This is a genomic window from Streptomyces sp. NPDC044984 (assembly GCF_040646935.1).
GTDB lineage: Bacteria > Actinomycetota > Actinomycetes > Streptomycetales > Streptomycetaceae > Streptomyces.
Genome location: NZ_JBEZBE010000005.1, coordinates 242,835 through 258,961, shown reverse-complemented (window position 1 = coordinate 258,961; position 16,127 = coordinate 242,835). Strand labels below are relative to the sequence as shown.

Here is a 16,127-nt window from a genome sequence, read left to right as displayed (position 1 = left end):
CCGGGCCGTGTCCGTCGGACGGGCCCGCGACCGAGGGAGACGTGAATCATGAAGCTGCTGCGAGTCGGCACGGCGGGACAGGAGCGGCCCGCGCTGCTCGACGACGAGGGGACCCTGCGGGACCTGTCGGGCCTCGTCGCGGACGTCGACGGGGCGCTGCTCGCCGACGAGGCCGCGCTCGGCCGGATCAGGGCCGCCGCCGGCACCGGCGAGCTGCCCGCGCTGGACGGGACGGGGCTGCGGATCGGGCCGCCGGTGGCGCGGATCGGGAAGATCGTCTGCATCGGGCTGAACTACCACGACCACGCCCGCGAGACGGGGGCCGAGCCGCCCGCCGAGCCGGTGATCTTCTTCAAGGCGGCGGACACGGTCGTCGGCCCCGAGGACACGGTGCTGGTGCCGCGCGGTTCGGTGAAGACCGACTGGGAGGTCGAGCTGGCGGTCGTGATCGGGCGTACGGCCCGGTACCTGGAGTCGGCGGAGGAGGGGCTCGCGCACGTCGCCGGGTACGCCGTCGCGCACGACGTCTCCGAGCGGGAGTTCCAGATCGAGCGGGGCGGGACCTGGGACAAGGGGAAGAACTGCGAGACGTTCAACCCGCTGGGGCCGTGGCTGGTGACGGCGGACGAGGTCGGCGATCCGCAGGACCTGTCGCTGCGGCTGTGGGTCAACGGGGAGCTGAAGCAGGACGGGACGACCGCCGAGCAGATCTTCCCGGTGGGGGAGGTCGTGCGGTACGTCAGTCACTTCATGACGCTGTATCCCGGTGACGTCATCAACACCGGGACGCCGGCGGGGGTGGCCATGGGGCGGCCCGAGCCGAAGCCTTACCTGCGGGCGGGGGACGTGGTCGAGCTGGAGATCTCCGGGCTCGGGCGGCAGCGGCAGGAGTTCAAGCAGGCGTGACGCTCCGCGGGGGAGACGGGGGCGGGGCGGGCCGGAGGTGATCCGGCCCGCCCCGCCCGCACACCGGGCCGAGGGAGCTCAGCCGTGGAGGAGCAGGCGGCTCGGCCCGATCTCGTGCAGGTGCACCACCACGTCCGCCGACCTCAGCAGGCCGACCCGGTCCGGGTCCCGGGGCCAGTGCGTGCCGATCTCCCGTTTGGGAAGGGGCACGGCCAGCCAGGCGCGGACTGCGGGCGGTGCGGTGCGCAGGTCGAGGTACCAGTCGCGGTGGCCCACCCGGTCCAGGGTCTGCTCGACCGAACCGGCCGCGACCGGCCCGGAGCGGAACACCTTCACGTCCTCGTCACGGGGATTGGCGACGCCCTCGTCGGTGGCGTGGAAGGAGCCGTGGCCGAAGGCCAGGCCCACGACCCGGTAGGCGTCCCCGAGCGCGCGGCGGAGCAGGCCGCCCTGGATGACCGGGTAGTCCGGGTCGTAGCCCTCCAGGTACACGTGGCCGTTGTGGGCGGCCAGCACCGTCCGGGCGCCGGTCTGCCGGAGCCACCAGAGGGTGTTCTCCGTCATCACGGTGTCGCGGTAGGCCAGGCCCTCGCGTGCGTCGGCCGGGTCGTCGTAGTCGAAGGCGTTCTGGCGTGCGACCTGGTGGACGATCTCCGCGTTCCGCACCGCCCGGGCGTGGGCGTCCCCGGCCACGGTGCGCCCGGCGAAGCTCCGGGCGCGCAGCAGCTCCACGACGCGTCCGGTGCGTTCGGCCTTCTCCCGCCGCACGGCCGGGGGTTCCTCGACGGCGGCCACCATGTACTCGCCGGCGGGCCGGGTGGGGCGCAGCCCCCGGTACAGCTCGGTGACGGCGGGCAGCAGGTCGGGGTGGGCGCGCCGGACGTGGCCGACGACCCGGTCGTACAGATCGGGGCCCGCGTAACTGCTGTCGTTGCCGGCGAACCTGACCGGGTCGTCGGGGTGGGCGACGTTGTACGCGCGCATCCAGTGGATCAGGTCCAGCACCTCGCCGGTCCGCATGAACAGGTAGGCGTTCTGGAACTCCTCGGACATGATCCGGGCGGGGTCGCCGCGCCCGGTGAGCAGGTAGTCGTCCAGGCGGAGCCCCGCGCTCCAGGGGGCTTCGAGGACGAGGGAGCGGAAGCCCTTCTCCTCGACCAGGTACCGGAACACCCGGTGCTGGAGGGCGAGGAAGTCGTGGGAGCCGTGGACGGCCTGCCCGACGCCGACCAGCCGGGCGTCGCCCACCGCCTCCCCCAGGGGGCGCAGGTCGTCGAAGGGGCCGACGGGCTCCACGGTGCGCAGCGGGCGGGCCGCCTTCTCCAGGGCGGGCAGCAGGCCGGTGGGCGTTCCCGGCGCGTGGGGCCGCTGCTCGGCCGCTTCACGGGCGAGTCTCCGGCTCGGCCGGATCTCGTCCAGGTGCACCACCAGGTCCGCCGACCTCAGCAGGTTGACCTGGTCGCCGGTCGGCGGGTAGTCGGTGCCGATCTCCCGCTTGGGCCGGGTGACGTCCAGCAGGGTGCGGGCGGCGGGCGGCGCGGTGCGCAGGTCGGCGTACCAGTTCCGGTGGCCCACCCGGTCCAGGACGTACTCGGCCGAACCGGGGGCGGCGGGCTCCACCTCGACCCGTCCGACGTCCTGGTCGGCCGGGTTCTGCAGACCCTGCGCGGTGGCGTGCACGGCGCCCCGGTCGAAGGAGAGCCCCACCATCAGGTAGCCGTCGCCCAGCCGCCGCCGGAGCACCGACCCCTGGGGGAGGGGGAGGGTGGGGGTGGAACTCCTGGTGTACAGGTGGCTGTTGTGCCCGCCGAGCACGATCCGGTGGCCGGTGTGGCGGTGCCACCACAGGGTGTTCTCCGCCATGGCGGTGTCGCGCTGGACCATGGCCTCCGGCCCGCTGCGGGGGTCGGAGAGGTCGAAGGCGTACAGGCGCGCCACCTGGTCGATCACGGTGGCGTGCTGGAGCGCCCAGGCGTGGTCCTCGTCCGTCCCGGCGGGTTCGCGGGCGCGGAGCAGTTCCAGGACGCGTCCGGTGCGTTCGGCCCGTGCGCGGCGCTCGTCCAGGGGCGCGGCCACGGCGGCGCGCATCCACGCGTCGACGGGCAGGGCGGGGCGCAGCCCCCGGTACAGCTCGGTGACGGCGGGCAGCAGGTCGGGGTGGGCGCGCCGGACGTGGCCGACGACCCGGTCGTACAGCTCCGGGCCGGCGTAGCCGTTGTCGTCGCCGGCGAACCTGACCGGGTCGTCGGGGTGGGCGACGTTGTACGCGCGCATCCAGCGGATCATGTCCAGGTACTCCTGGCTGTGCAGCAGCAGGAAGGCGTTCCGGAACTCCTCGGACATGATCCGGGCGGGGTCGCCGCGCCCGGTGAGCAGGTAGTCGTCCAGACGGAGCCCCGCGCTCCAGTTGGCCTCCAGGACGAAGGAGCGGAAGCCCTTCTCCTCGACCAGGTACCGCAGCGCCCGGTGCCGGAAGGTGACGAAGTCGTGGGAGCCGTGGGCGGCCTCGCCGATGCCGACCACCACGGCGTCGCCGACCGCCTTCCCGAAGGGGCGCAGGTCCTCGAAGGGGCCCGAGGGCTCGGTGGTGCGCAGCGGACGGGCGGCCTCCCCGAGGGGCGACGGCGCGTCGTCGGCGGCCGTCGTGCGGGGCCCGTCCGAGGCTCCGGGGTCCCCGCCGGCCGGGGTCGCCGCCACGGCCGTCCCGGGGGCGACGGCGAGCCAGACCAGCAGCGCGGCGGCCAGCCGCCTTGTTATGAAGGGTGTCATGGCGCCAGCGTCGCCGCCGCGACGCCGGACCGCGCTCCGAGTGTCACCCGGCCGGAGCAGCGCCGTAGGCGGGGCAGCGGCCGAGCGGTCGCCGGGCAGTCGTCGGGCGGTCGTCGGGCGGTCGTCGGGCGCGGGGAGCGTGTCCTCGCGTTCCGCCGTACCGGCGGGAGCCGGGCGGACCCGGAAGGACCGGCCCCGGGCCGACGAGGACGGCCCGGGGGCGCGGAGGCCCCGGTCCCCGCACGGCTGTGATCCGTGCGGGGACCGGGGGAGGGGAGGGGACCGGAAGGCGGGGCCCGACCGCGCCTACGAGCGGGTGCGGCTCAGGAACCGCTCCAGGGCCTCCACCACCAGCTCGTGGTCCTGGAGTTGGGGGAGGCCCGAGACCGTCACCGCGCCGATGACGCCCACGCCCTCCACCGTGAGGGGGAAGGAGCCGCCGTGGGCCGCGTAGGTGTCGGGGTCCAGCCGGGAGGACGCCTCGAACGTCGTGCCCTTGGCGCGGTGGCGGGCGCCCACCAGGTAGGAGGCGGAGCCGTAGCGCTCGACGACCCGGCGCTTGCGGGCGATCCAGGCGTCGTTGTCGGGGGCGGAGCCGGGCAGGGCGGCGTGGAAGAGCTGCTGGCCCGCGCGGTGGATGTCGATGGCGACGGGGGCCTGGCGCTCGCGCGCCAGCTCCACCAGCAGGGAGCCGAGCGCCCACGCGTCGTCGTACGTGAACCGCTGGAGGACCAGGCGGCGTTCCTGCGCCTCCAGCTCCGCCACGCTCGGGGTCGGTTCCGGGGTCTGCTTCGGGGTGGTCACAGCGTCACCGTCACCTTCTCCAGGGCCGACCGGCGGGCGGCCTCCAGTACGTCCAGGGCGGCGGCCGCCTCCCGCGCGGTCACCGGGTTGGGGGCGCCCTCCAGCAGGGCCTTCGCCACGGCCGCGTAGTAGGCGGGGTAGTCGCCCGGGAGGGTCGGCACGGGGTGTCCGCCGCCGGTCACCGGGGACTCGCCGGAGCCGATGCGGCCCCACAGCTCCTCGGGTTCCATGCCCCAGCCGGTGCCGGGGCGCAGGCCGTCGCGCAGGGCGGCCTCCTGGGGGTCCAGGCCGTGCTTGACGTAGCCGGCCTTCGAGCCCAGGACCCGGAAGCGCGGGCCGAGCTGGGCGGTGGTCGCCGAGACGTAGAGGTGGGAGCGGACGCCGCCGGCGTGCGTCAGCGCGATGAACGTGTCGTCGTCGGTCTCCGCGCCGTCGCGGCGGATGTCCGCCTCGGCGTAGACGGCGGTCACCGGGCCGAAGAGGACCAGCGCCTGGTCGACGACGTGGCTGCCGAGGTCGTAGAGCAGACCTCCGATCTCCGCGGGGTCGCCGGACTCCCGCCAGCCGCCCTTGAGCTGCGGACGCCAGCGCTCGAAGCGGGACTCGAAGCGGTACACGTCGCCGAGCTCGCCCTCGTCGACCAGCTTGCGCAGGGTGAGGAAGTCGTTGTCCCAGCGGCGGTTCTGGAAGACGGAGAGGAGCAGGCCGCGCTCCTCGGCCAGGGCCGCCAGCCCGCGCGCCTCGGCCGCCGTGCCGGAGAGCGGCTTGTCGACGACGACCGGGAGACCGGCCTCGAGGGCGGCCGTGGCGAGCGGGACGTGCGTCCTGTTCGGGGACGCGATGACGATCAGGTCCAGTTCGCCGGCGCGGGCGAACAGCTCGTCCGGGGCCGCGGCGACGCGTACGTCCGGGAACTCGGCGCGGGCCTGCCGCTGCCGCTCGGGGTTCGAGGTGACCACGGTGTCGAGCGCGAGGCCCTCGGTCGCGGCGATCAGCGGGGCGTGGAACACGGAGCCCGCGAGGCCGTAGCCGACGAGGCCGACGCGGAGGGGGGTGCCAGTCATGCCCCCTACTTTCGCAACGCTGTTGCCAAAGTGCAAGCAGCGGGGAGAATGAGCGGGTGAAGAGGACGAACGACGGCATCGGCGGGGCGTACGGCACGACGCACGGGGCCCCGCTGGGCGCGAACCTGCTCGCCCTGCGCAGCCACAACACCGCGCTCGTGCTCGACCTGCTGCGGACCGCGGGAGCGGAGGGGATCAGCCGGCTGGAACTCGCCGAGCGGACCGGACTCACCCCGCAGGCGGTCAGCAAGATCACCGCCCGGCTGCGGGCGGACGGGCTCGCGGCCGAGGCGGGGCACCGGGCGTCCACGGGTGGCAAACCGCGCACGGTGCTGCGGCTGGTCCCGGAGGCGGGGCACGCGGTGGGCGTCCACCTGGACCGGGACGAGGTGCGGGCGGTACTGGTCGACCTCGACGGGACGGTGGTGGACCGGCGCGGGGCCCCGCTGGACCTGGGCGCGGGGGAGGAGGCGGTCCTGGCACGGGTGGCCGGGACGGCCGGGGCGCTGCGGGCGCCGGGAGCGGCCGGGACGGACCGGCCTCCGCTCGGCGTCGGGGTCGCGCTGCCCGGACCGCTCGACCACGACAGGGGCGTACTGCACCGGGTCACCGGCTTCCCCGAGTGGGACGGCTTCCCGCTCCGGGACGCGCTGGCGCGGCGGCTCGGCGTGCCGGTGGTCGTCGACAAGGACACCAACGCGGCGGCGCTGGGCCTGGCGGTCGGTGGCGAGGGCGGCTCCTTCGCCTACCTGCACCTCGGTACGGGGCTGGGGGCGGGGCTGGTGATCGGCGGGAGCGTGTACCGGGGGCCGCGGACCGGGGCGGGGGAGTTCGGGCACCAGGTGGTGCAGCTGGACGGGCCGCGGTGCGGATGCGGTGACCGGGGGTGTGTGGAGGCGCTGTGCCTGGGCGCCGTGGCCCGGGGAGAGACGGAGGAGGCGGCGCGGGTGCTGGGGACCGGTGCGGCGAACCTCGTCGGCCTGCTGGACATCGACCGTGTCCTCCTGGGCGGCCGCACGGTCGAGGCGGCCCCGGAGGCGTTCGCGCGCGGTGTACGGGCCGTACTGGACGCCCGGGCCCGGCGCACGGGGAACGCGTCCGTGCCGGTACGGGTCGCCTCCGGCGGCGGGCGCCGGATCGCCGAAGGCGCGGCCCAGCTGGTGCTGGCGCCGCTGTTCGGACGGGGGGACGGGTGAGGGGCCCTCTCCCCCGGGGCGGTGAGCGGGGCCGCTTCCCCGGCGGGACGCGCCTCTGCCGCTCCCCCGTCGGCCGTTCTTCCGTGACCGTGCCGTTCTCCCCGTCGACCGTGCTTCCGGCCTCCGGCGAAACGAGACCTCGGGTCCGTACCCATGTGCACCACTCCGGCTGTCGGAATGACGGTATTCGACCTGTTCGCAACAGGCTCGTTCGACGGTCCGCCGTCCGGGCGCGGTGACGCCACCTCCCCCGTCGGCGCGTCAGCGGCCCACCGCGCAGGCGTCGCCGTTCAGCGTGAACCGTGGCGGTGTCGTCGTGTCGCCCGTGTGTTCCGCGAGGTACCCCAGCGTGACGCTCGCGCCCGGCGCGATCGTGGCGTTGTGCGTGGCGTCGGACGCCCTGACCACATTGCTCAACTGGGTCAGGTCCGTGTTCCAGTCGGAGACGACCGTCTGCCCGGGAGCCAGCGGGAACTCCAGCGTCCAGCCGTTCACCGGAGTGCCGCCGGTGTTGGTGACGGTGAGGTCGACCGTCATCCCGGTGCCCCAGGCCGTCACCCTGCGGTCCACCCGGCAGGTGGGTTCCTCCTGCGCGAAGGACACCTTGTGGAGACCGCCGGGCAGGTCGTTGACCACGTAGAACTCCCCGTCCACGGTCGTGCCGACCGATGTCACCTGGGTGGGCATCCCACCGATCTCGGCCTGCTCGTAGCCGCCGCTGCCGTCGGGGCGCAGGGCCCAGACCGTGGACGAGCAGTAGTCGGTGGCGATGTACGTGCCGCCGACCAGGTCGGCGTACTCCCGGCCCCGGTAGACGTGGCCGCCGATGACCGAGCAGCCGCCGGTGTACGGGGAGTACGTGAAGACCGGCTCGGTGTACGTCTCACCGGGCGCGCAGTCCCCGCCCGCGAACTTCTCCAGGCCCTCGTAGCAGGACCAGCCGAGGTTCAGTCCGCCCCGCCCGGGGGCGAGGTGGTTGATCTCCTCCCAGTGGCCCTGGCCGACGTCGCCGATCCACATCGAGCCGTCGGCCGCGTCGAAGGAGAACCGCCACGGGTTGCGCAGCCCGTACAGCCAGATCTCCGCGCGGGCGCCGGGGGTGTCGACGAAGGGGTTGTCGGCGGGGACGCAGTACGCGAGCGGGGCGCACGCGCGGCTCACGTCGATCCGCATGATCTTGCCCAGCAGGGTGTCCAGCCGCTGCCCGGACTTGAAGGGGTCCCCGGAGCCGCCGCCGTCGCCGATGCTCCAGTACAGGTGGCCGTCGGGGCCGAAGGCGAGCTGGCCGCCGTTGTGGTTGTTGTACTCGGCGTGCTCCTGGGAGAGCAGGGGTTCCAGGCGGGAGTCGTCGAGCCGGTAGCGGGCGAGGGTGACCGCGCCGTCGGGCAGCGCCGTGTACGCCAGGTACAGCTCCCGGCTGTCGGCGAAGTCGGGCGGGAGCGCGATGCCGAGCAGACCGCGCTCGTTGCCCGACTCGTCGACGGCCGGGGTGATGTCGAGCAGCGGGGCGGAGGCCAGGCCGGTGTCCGGGTGGTAGACGCGGACGGTGCCGCGCTTCTCGGTGATGAACAGCCGGTCCGTGCCGTCGTCGGGGGCGACGACGGCGGTGGGCCGTCTCAGTCCGGAGGCGACCTGGGTGGTGGTCGCGCTGATCGACGGAAGGGGGACGGGTGACGCGTCCTCCTCCGCCGCGGCGGACGACGGGGCGAGGGCGGTCAGCAGGAGGGCCGGCAGCACCGCGAGCAGGGCGGCCAGAACGCATGCCGGACGGAAGCGCACCCTATGGACATGCATATGACAAAACACGATCTCCTTCTTCCCGGGTGTCGTCGGCGGCCGATGAAGGGGGCTGTGGGGGCGTCAACGGGCATGGGAGCGCTCCCGCCTCCTCAGGCTGCGACGCACACGACACAGCGGCAACACGTGATTGCGCCACTTTCGCGCCGCCCGACACGCACACCGCTCCCGTCCCGCCACCACCGGACCACCCGCCCGCCCGCGAGCCGATCCGCATCCGGCGTTCCCCGCAAGATCCCGGTCTGTTTAGGCTGAGACGCACGCAGGACCGCGTACGGCAGGAGATCCCGCACATGGCAGACCGCAAGCCGATCGAATCGTGGCTCACCGACATGGACGGGGTGCTGATCCACGAGGGCGTACCGATCCCCGGCGCCGACGCCTTCATCAAGAAGCTGCGCGAGTCGGGGAAGCCCTTCCTGGTCCTCACCAACAACTCGATCTACACCCCGCGCGACCTGCACGCCCGCCTGCGCCGGATGGGCCTGGAGGTGCCGATCGAGAACATCTGGACCTCCGCCCTCGCCACCGCCAAGTTCCTGGACGACCAGCGTCCGAACGGCTCGGCGTACGTCATCGGCGAGGCCGGTCTGACCACCGCGCTGCACGACATCGGCTACATCCTCACCGACCACGAGCCCGATTACGTGGTGCTGGGGGAGACGCGGACGTACTCCTTCGAGGCGATGACGAAGGCGGTCCGCCTGATCAACGACGGCGCCCGCTTCATCTGCACCAACCCCGACGAGACCGGCCCCTCCACCGAGGGCCCGCTCCCGGCGACCGGCGCGGTGGCCGCACTCATCACCAAGGCGACCGGCAGGCAGCCGTACTTCGCGGGCAAGCCGAACCCGCTGATGATGCGCACCGGGCTCAACACCCTCGGGGCCCACTCCGAGAGCAGCGCGATGATCGGTGACCGGATGGACACCGACGTGCTGGCCGGCATCGAGGCCGGGATGCAGACGTTCCTGGTGCTCACCGGACTGACCCGGACCGAGCAGGTGGAGAACTGGCCGTACCGGCCGTCCAAGGTCGTGGACTCCATCGCGGACCTCGTCGACCTGATCTGACGCCGTTCACCCGTACGGAGTAGTCGCCGGGTCCACGGGGATGCGGCGCCGGGACCCGCGCGGGACCCTCCACATGTCTGGAGGTGCACGATGGGTTCCCCGCGCAACACTCCCCGTACGGGCTTCCCGTGCGGCACCGGGCGGCTGCTCGCCGGTGTGGCCTGGGTGGTGCTGCTGCTCGGGCTGTGGCTGTGGGGCGGCGGGCGGAGCGACGTGCCCGCCGGGATGTCCGGGACCGCCACCGGTGACATGGCGGCGGCCGGACGGCCGCCCGGGGCCGAACCGCCGCCCCCGCACCGCCCCTTGGCCGCCGCGGTGCCGCAGCGCCTCGACATCCCGGCGCTCGGCGTCCGCGTACCGGTGGCGGCCGGCGGGAACGGCCGGCCGGGCGCGGTCCGCTGGTACGCGGACGGGGTGACGCCGGGCGAGCCCGGCACCGCGCTGATGGCGGGGTCCGCCGGCCTCCGGCGCGTGGACGCCCTGGAGCCGGGCCGGACGATCCGGGTGGCCCGCGCGGACGCCGGGGCCGCCGAGTTCACCGTGGAGGAGGTCCGGGCCCTCTCCGGCGAACGGTTCGACGCCCGGCGGGCCCACGGGCCGCGCCACGAGGGACGGGCCGAACTCCTCCTGGTCGCCTGCGCCGAGGACCCCGGCCGGGGCACCGGCGGGTGCGCGGCCGACGCGGTCGTCTCGGCGTACCTGACCGGCACCGGCCCCTGAACCCCGCGGCTGTTCCGCACACCACCCGACCGGAACGGAGGACGGGCCGGGCCCGGGGCCGGTCGGCGTCACGTTCCCGGGCCGGTCGCGGTCCGTGATCCCCGCAGGTGGCCACGGTCGCCGGTCGGTACGGCACGACCGGGCGGACCCGTGCCACCGGGCTGTAACAGACGGCGGACAAGGTGGGGTTCGGCCTCGTGGGCGTCGCGGGACGTATGTCAGGATTGGGGCTCGGAGCACATGGAACAAGTGCACCCAAGGGGGGCTTGATGTACGGCAGCAGGGGGGTCGGGGCGTTCGCCGGGAGGCGGGCGTCCGCAGTGGTGCTGGGGGCGGCACTGCTGATCACGGGATGTTCCTCCTCGGACGACAAGGGGGACGAACCGGACGCCGGCGCGGGGATCACGCAGCAGCCGAAGGAGTCCGCCCCGTTCTGGGTCAACCCGGACGGCACCGCCGCACGGCAGGTCGCCCAACTGGTGGAGGACGGCAGGAAGTCGGAGGCCGACCAGATCCGCAAGATCGCACAGCAGCCCGTCGGCGAGTGGATCAGCCCGGAGAACCCCGAGGAGCAGGCACGCGGCTTCACCGAGGGCGCGGACAAGGCGGGCCGCACCGCGCTGCTGGTCCTCTACAACATCCCGCACCGCGACTGCGGCCAGTACTCGCAGGGCGGCGCCGCCGACGGCAACGCCTACCGCGCCTTCGTCGACGGTGTCGCCAAGGGCATCGGGGACCGTCCGGCGACCGTGATCCTGGAACCCGACGCGGTGCTGCACCTGGTGGACGGCTGCACCCCGGGCGAGTTCCACGAGGAGCGCTACGACCTCCTCAAGGGCGCCGTCGCCAAGCTGAAGGGCCTGAAGAACACCAAGGTCTACCTGGACGCGGGCAACGCCGGCTGGGGCGACCCCGACCAGATCCACGAGCCGCTGAAGCGGGCGGGCATCGACCAGGCCGACGGCTTCTCGGTGAACGTCTCCAACTTCTACTCCACCGAGGACTCCATCGCCTACGGCAAGCAGCTCTCCGCCAAGACCGGCGGCAAGCCCTTCGTCATCGACACCAGCCGCAACGGCAACGGCCCCTACACCGAGGGTGCCGCGGACGAACGCTGGTGCAACCCGCCCGGCCGCGCCCTCGGTGAGGCCCCGACGACGAAGACGTCCGACCCCCTGGTCGACGCCTACCTGTGGGTCAAGCGCCCGGGAGAGTCGGACGGCGAGTGCAAGGGCGGCCCGAAGGCGGGCGAGTGGTGGCCGGATTACGCCCTCAAGTTGGCCGAGGGGTCGACGCCCTAGGGGCGCGGGGCTGTGACACGTGCGGCTGCCGCCGTGTGGGCGCGGGAGACCACAGGGCTCCCGCGCCCATGAGCACCACCCGAGGGAGCGCTACGGCACCCGCACCCACTGCGCCTTGCTGGGCGTCCCGTCACCGTCGTTGACGAACAGCATGTACCACCCGGACTGGACCAGGTTCCTGTTCTCCGGCACCGTCACGGTGATCTTGTCCCCGTCGGCCTTGAAGTCCAGCGCGATCGACCGCTGGTCCACGTCCGTGACGTGCGTGGACGCACTCGGCCGGATCAGCCGCACGCTCTTGACCGACGCCGCGTCCGCGGAGGTGAACGTGCCGGACTCGCCGCGGGCGATGCTCTTCGGCCCGTCCGACAGCTCGGGCTGCTCGTTGTCGCCGTACAGGTACGGCGGGGTGTAGATCTCGATGCGCTGCTCGAACTCGCCCGGCTTGGTGTTGGCCTTGTCGGCGTAGAGCGAGTCGGAGCCGAAGACCATCACGCGGCCGTCGGGCAGCAGGACCGAGCCCGAGTGGTAATTGCGGCCCACCAGCGGGTCGGCGACCCGCCTGAACTCGTTCTTCTCCGTGTCGTACAGCCGCGCCTCGAGGATGTTGGAGTCGCTGCGGCCCCGGTAGTCCTCCGAGCCGCCCGTGACCAGCACCTCGTCGTTCGGCAGGACCGACGCCTGCGGGTAGCGGGTGCCCTTGTCCAGCGAGGGGCCGTCGACGAACTCCGGGTCGTCGGCCTTGAGGTCGACGATCCGGGTCTTCTCGCTGGACAGCTGGGACTCGCCGACCCCGCCGCCGCCGATCACCATGTACTTCTCGTCCTGCGCGGGCGGCAGCAGCACCGTGCCGGACGTCTCCATCATGTTCGGGTCGCTCAGCCCGGGGACCTTGGTGAACTTGTTGGTCTCCACGTCCCAGACGCCCGGGTCGCGGCCCACGTCGTCCGGTCCGTAGCCGGCGTTGGAGCCCGAGTAGAAGACCTTGCCGTTCTGCATCAGGAACAGCGCCGGGTACGTCGGGAACTGGCGGACCTCGTCGGTGTAGGTCCACTTCTTGGTCTCCGGGTCGTAGACCTCGTTCTTGCCCGGGACCAGCTGGCCGATGTCGTCGAGGCCGGAGACGCTGAGGATCTTCCCGTCGCTCAGGGTGGTGAGCGTCGGGTACCAGCGGGACTCCTTCATCGGGTCGACCTTGATGTACTTCTCGGCGACCGGGTCGAACTCGAAGGCGTCGTCGATGCCCTGGAAGTCCTTCTTGTCCAGGGCGAGTTTCTCCGCGATGCCGTACGTGTTGCGGGCGTCGGCGCCGGTCAGGCCCTGCACCCTGTAGTTGTCCTGGGTGCCGGTCTCGTACTTGGCGCCTTCCTTCTGCGCCTCGACGTAGATGCGGCCGACGCCCGGGGTGTTGCCCAGGAACTCGCCGGTCGCCGGGTCGAAGTTCTTCTTGGCGCGCGGGACGAGCACCGGGTCCTTGGAGACGAAGGTCTTGCCGTTCTCCTTGCCGGTGAACTTCGTGCCGGCGGGCAGGGTGATCGGCTTGTCCGGGTTCTCGTTGTTGACGATCATCAGGCCGCCGGCCTTCTTCACGTCACCCTTGAGCTTCTCGTACCGCTTGGTGCCGCCCGCGATCAGCAGGTTGCCGTTGGCGAGCTGGGTGTGGCCGGTGCAGAACAGGTCGGTGGGCGTCGGCACCTTCTTGACGGTCCCCTTGACGGGGTCCCAGATCCGGGTGTCGTACTTCTTCGCGTCGAAGTTGTCCTGGTCGTTGCCGGACCCCGCGACGAGCAGCACCTTGCCGGTGCGCAGCAGCGCCGCGTGAATGGTGTTCTGCCGGTACTCCTCGGGGAACTCGACGATCTCCCACTTGCCGTTGGCGGCCTTGTACTCGGGCTGGTTGATCTTGTACTGGTGGTACTTCTCGGTGCCGAAGCGGTACAGCCACGGCCCGTTCATCCCGGCCAGCGCCAGCACCACCGCCGTGCCTATCGCGATCCGACGGGCCCGACGGCGGCCTGCACGGTCCTTCATTCCTTACGTCCCCCAAGTCCACCAAGGGCGATCTGCATGGTCTGGTCGTTCCCGGGGGTGTCCCCGGGGTTCCCGGTGCCTCCAGGGCCGCCGTGCGAGGCGGCCCAGGTGGGCCGGTCCTGCGGGGCGTGCTGCTGCGGCATCTGCGGCGGCGGCTGCGAGCGGGGCACCCCGGCGGCGTCCGGCTGCCCGCCGGCGGCGTGGGCGCCGGGCTTCTTCCGGTCCTGCCGCATGCCGTGCCGCCAGGCGAACATCGGCGCGGCGGTGATCAGCAGGGCGAAGGTCGCCCAGATCACCATCGCCGGGTGCGCGTGCCCGTAGACGAAGCCCGCGGCGATGGACCCGGCGAAGATCAGGATGAAGTACCAGTGGTACCGGAAGGTTCCGAACCAGGTGTCCGGGCTGGCCGAGTCGCCCTTGGGGGTGACCACGAACTTGCTCTTCTTGCGCAGGACGGAGTCGATCAGCGCCTTCGCGTACAGCGGTGCCGACAGCGCGGACATCACCATGCCGGCCACACCGCCGGAGCCCTCCGGCTCATGCGGCGAGACGTTGTGCCGGCGGTTCCAGACGTAGAGGCCGATCTGCAGGGCGGAGGCGTTGCCGTAGAGCATCAGCCAGACCGTGGGGTCGATGTTCACACCCGAGGCGCCCAGGCCCAGGAACAGCGCACAGCTGATCGCCGCCAGGATCCAGTTCAGGGCCGACATCGGGTAGAAGATGATCATCATCGTGTAGTTGAAGAGCTTGCTCGGCGGGAGCGAGTAGAAGCCCTTCCAGTACTGCCCGATGATCGTCTCGTACGTACCGCGCGACCAGCGCATCTGCTGGGTGAAGAAGTCCGTCCAGGCGTTGGGGCCCTCACCGACCGCGAGCACGTCCGGGGTGTAGACCGAGCGCCACTTCCTCCCCGTCGCCGGGTTCTTGTGGCGGTGCATCTCGAAGCCGGTCGCCATGTCCTCGGTGATCGAGTCGTACAGACCGCCGATCTGCTTGAGGGCCTTGATGCGCACGGCGTTGGAGGTGCCGACGAACATCGGCGAGCCGTAGCGGTTGCCGGCGCGCTGGATCAGCGCGTGGAAGAGGAACTGCTGGGACTCGGCGGCCTTGGTGACGAAGTTGTCGTAGTTGCCGTACACCTGGGGGCCGATGACGAAGCCGACGTCCGGGTCGCGGAAGAAGCCGAGCATCCGCTCCAGGTAGTTGGGCAGCGGCACGTGGTCGGTGTCGACCGAGGCGAAGTAGTCGTAGTCGTCGCCGTGCGCGTCCAGCCAGGCGTTGTAGTTGCCGTGCTTGGTCTTGGCGCGGTGCGCGCCCTTCGCCTGGTTCCACTTCGCGACGCCCTTGCGGGAGAAGTGGTGCACGCCGAGCCGCGCGCAGACCTCCTTCACCTCGGGGTCGTCGCCCTCGTCGAGCAGCCAGACGTGCATCAGGCCCCGGTGGCGGATCTTGACGGCCGCCTCCAGGGTCTTCGTCACCATCTCCAGCGGCTCCTTGCCGGGGACGAAGGAGGTGAGGAAGGCGACCCGGGTGCCGGTCTCGGGCACCACCGGGATCGGGTCGCGGGCGACCAGCGTGGCGTGCGCGTTCGACAGCACGTTCATGCAGCGGAAGAACTCGATCAGGCCGATCGAGACGAGCATGACGATGTCGAGGGCCGGCAGCCACTCGAACTCCACGTAGTCCCGCTCGGTCCAGTGCGCGGGCTGCAGCAGCCACACCAGCAGCACCAGCGACAGCACCGGGGCCGCGGCCAGCATCAGCGCGATCCGGATGCGGTGCGGCTCCTGCGAGATCAGCGAGCGGTACTGCACCTTGTACGGTCTGTTCGGATCGGGCTGGGTGAGGGGACCCGCGAGCCGGCTGTAGTGCTCGTAGTCGTATCTCGGCAGCGTCTTCCTGATCCGGCGGAACGCGCCCGTGTTCCAGTTCCGATGCGAAGGCACCCTGAGCTGGGTGGTCTGGGACGGGTCGTCGTCCCTACCGGCGCCCGTCGGCGTCGACGTCATGAGTCATCCCCCCAACACGCGGCGGTCGCCGCGTGCTTCGTCGCTTCCTCACGTCCGCTCCGGCCCCCTCGACCGTCACGGGCGTCTCAGTGATTGACAGCTGTCACCACATCACCCACACCTTATAGACACGGTGCAGCGCTGTTCCGGTTGCATGATGCCCCCCTCGGCACCGCTTCATGATGCGGGACCCTCGTCCCGCATCGCCGGCAACCGGTCTCTTGCCCCCCAACCGCCGCGAACCCGCAGCAACGTGAAGAACCCAGGTTCTACGGTGCCCATCATGATCGCAAGATGCGAAACACGGTGTTCACCGGTCATACGGGCCCATTGTGAACGCTGAGGGAGACCCGTGGGACCGATGTTGCATACGTGCGCCGAGTGGGTTGCGTTCAACGGCCACGAGGGAGTATCAGGCCAAAAACCGACGGGCCCCTCGTATGCACGAGGGGCCCGT

General features: G+C 72.0%; 11 protein-coding genes. 5 read left to right on the top strand and 6 right to left on the bottom strand.

What is annotated here, in order from left to right:
* Positions 1–48 precede the first annotated feature (48 nt).
* A complete protein-coding gene (locus AB0A94_RS07990) occupies positions 49–906 on the top strand; it encodes a fumarylacetoacetate hydrolase family protein (protein ID WP_361740483.1) in 858 nt (285 codons plus the stop codon).
* Positions 907–984: 78 nt separating this feature from the next.
* Here AB0A94_RS07990 and AB0A94_RS07985 read toward each other — a convergent pair whose 3' ends face one another.
* The 3 genes from AB0A94_RS07985 to AB0A94_RS07975 all read right to left on the bottom strand — a co-directional run bounded on the left by AB0A94_RS07985 (position 985) and on the right by AB0A94_RS07975 (position 5,543).
* Positions 985–3,675 (bottom strand): erythromycin esterase family protein, encoded by a 2,691-nt coding sequence (locus tag AB0A94_RS07985; protein ID WP_361740480.1) that lies wholly within the window; start codon positions 3,673–3,675, stop codon positions 985–987.
* Between the two features lie 306 nt (positions 3,676–3,981).
* Positions 3,982–4,479 carry a heme-degrading domain-containing protein gene (locus AB0A94_RS07980; protein WP_361740478.1) on the bottom strand — a complete coding sequence of 166 codons (498 nt, stop codon included), beginning with the start codon at positions 4,477–4,479 and terminating at the stop codon, positions 3,982–3,984.
* Entirely contained in the window at positions 4,476–5,543 is a 1,068-nt protein-coding gene (locus AB0A94_RS07975; protein ID WP_361740475.1) for a Gfo/Idh/MocA family oxidoreductase, read from the bottom strand. Before AB0A94_RS07975 ends, AB0A94_RS07980 begins: the two co-directional genes overlap by 4 nt.
* A 113-nt stretch (positions 5,544–5,656) precedes the next feature.
* Here AB0A94_RS07975 and AB0A94_RS07970 point away from each other — a divergent pair, with 113 nt between their 5' ends.
* Positions 5,657–6,739 (top strand): ROK family transcriptional regulator, encoded by a 1,083-nt coding sequence (locus tag AB0A94_RS07970; RefSeq protein WP_361740627.1) that lies wholly within the window; start codon positions 5,657–5,659, stop codon positions 6,737–6,739.
* Between the two features lie 261 nt (positions 6,740–7,000).
* Here AB0A94_RS07970 and AB0A94_RS07965 read toward each other — a convergent pair whose 3' ends face one another.
* Positions 7,001–8,518, bottom strand: a complete 1,518-nt coding sequence (locus AB0A94_RS07965; RefSeq protein ID WP_361740472.1) for a PQQ-dependent sugar dehydrogenase — start codon at positions 8,516–8,518, stop codon at positions 7,001–7,003.
* Positions 8,519–8,829: 311 nt separating this feature from the next.
* Here AB0A94_RS07965 and AB0A94_RS07960 point away from each other — a divergent pair, with 311 nt between their 5' ends.
* From AB0A94_RS07960 to AB0A94_RS07950, 3 genes are all read left to right on the top strand, one after another.
* Complete coding sequence (locus AB0A94_RS07960; protein ID WP_361740469.1) at positions 8,830–9,609, top strand: HAD-IIA family hydrolase; 780 nt, start codon at positions 8,830–8,832, stop codon at positions 9,607–9,609.
* 90 nt (positions 9,610–9,699) lie between these two features.
* A complete protein-coding gene (locus AB0A94_RS07955; protein ID WP_361740466.1) occupies positions 9,700–10,329 on the top strand; it encodes a sortase in 630 nt (209 codons plus the stop codon).
* A 269-nt stretch (positions 10,330–10,598) separates the two neighbouring features.
* Entirely contained in the window at positions 10,599–11,630 is a 1,032-nt protein-coding gene (locus tag AB0A94_RS07950) for a glycoside hydrolase family 6 protein (protein WP_361740463.1), read from the top strand.
* 90 nt (positions 11,631–11,720) lie between these two features.
* Here AB0A94_RS07950 and AB0A94_RS07945 read toward each other — a convergent pair whose 3' ends face one another.
* Both AB0A94_RS07945 and AB0A94_RS07940 read right to left on the bottom strand, forming a co-directional pair.
* Positions 11,721–13,661 carry a kelch motif-containing protein gene (locus AB0A94_RS07945; protein ID WP_361740460.1) on the bottom strand — a complete coding sequence of 647 codons (1,941 nt, stop codon included), beginning with the start codon at positions 13,659–13,661 and terminating at the stop codon, positions 11,721–11,723.
* On the bottom strand, positions 13,658–15,670 hold the full coding sequence (locus AB0A94_RS07940; protein WP_361740457.1) for a glycosyltransferase family 2 protein: 2,013 nt from the start codon (positions 15,668–15,670) through the stop codon (positions 13,658–13,660). Before AB0A94_RS07940 ends, AB0A94_RS07945 begins: the two co-directional genes overlap by 4 nt.
* Positions 15,671–16,127: the final 457 nt, after the last annotated feature.

Bases quoted from the DNA above. Each gene is read 5' to 3' on its own strand.
- AB0A94_RS07950 (WP_361740463.1), top strand. From the start codon at position 10,599: ATGTACGGCAGCAGGGGGGTCGGGGCGTTCGCCGGGAGGCGGGCGTCC.
- AB0A94_RS07945 (WP_361740460.1), bottom strand. From the start codon at position 13,661: ATGAAGGACCGTGCAGGCCGCCGTCGGGCCCGTCGGATCGCGATAGGC.
- AB0A94_RS07985 (WP_361740480.1), bottom strand. From the start codon at position 3,675: ATGACACCCTTCATAACAAGGCGGCTGGCCGCCGCGCTGCTGGTCTGG.
- AB0A94_RS07990 (WP_361740483.1), top strand. From the start codon at position 49: ATGAAGCTGCTGCGAGTCGGCACGGCGGGACAGGAGCGGCCCGCGCTG.
- AB0A94_RS07960 (WP_361740469.1), top strand. From the start codon at position 8,830: ATGGCAGACCGCAAGCCGATCGAATCGTGGCTCACCGACATGGACGGG.
- AB0A94_RS07940 (WP_361740457.1), bottom strand. From the start codon at position 15,670: ATGACGTCGACGCCGACGGGCGCCGGTAGGGACGACGACCCGTCCCAG.
- AB0A94_RS07955 (WP_361740466.1), top strand. From the start codon at position 9,700: ATGGGTTCCCCGCGCAACACTCCCCGTACGGGCTTCCCGTGCGGCACC.
- AB0A94_RS07975 (WP_361740475.1), bottom strand. From the start codon at position 5,543: ATGACTGGCACCCCCCTCCGCGTCGGCCTCGTCGGCTACGGCCTCGCG.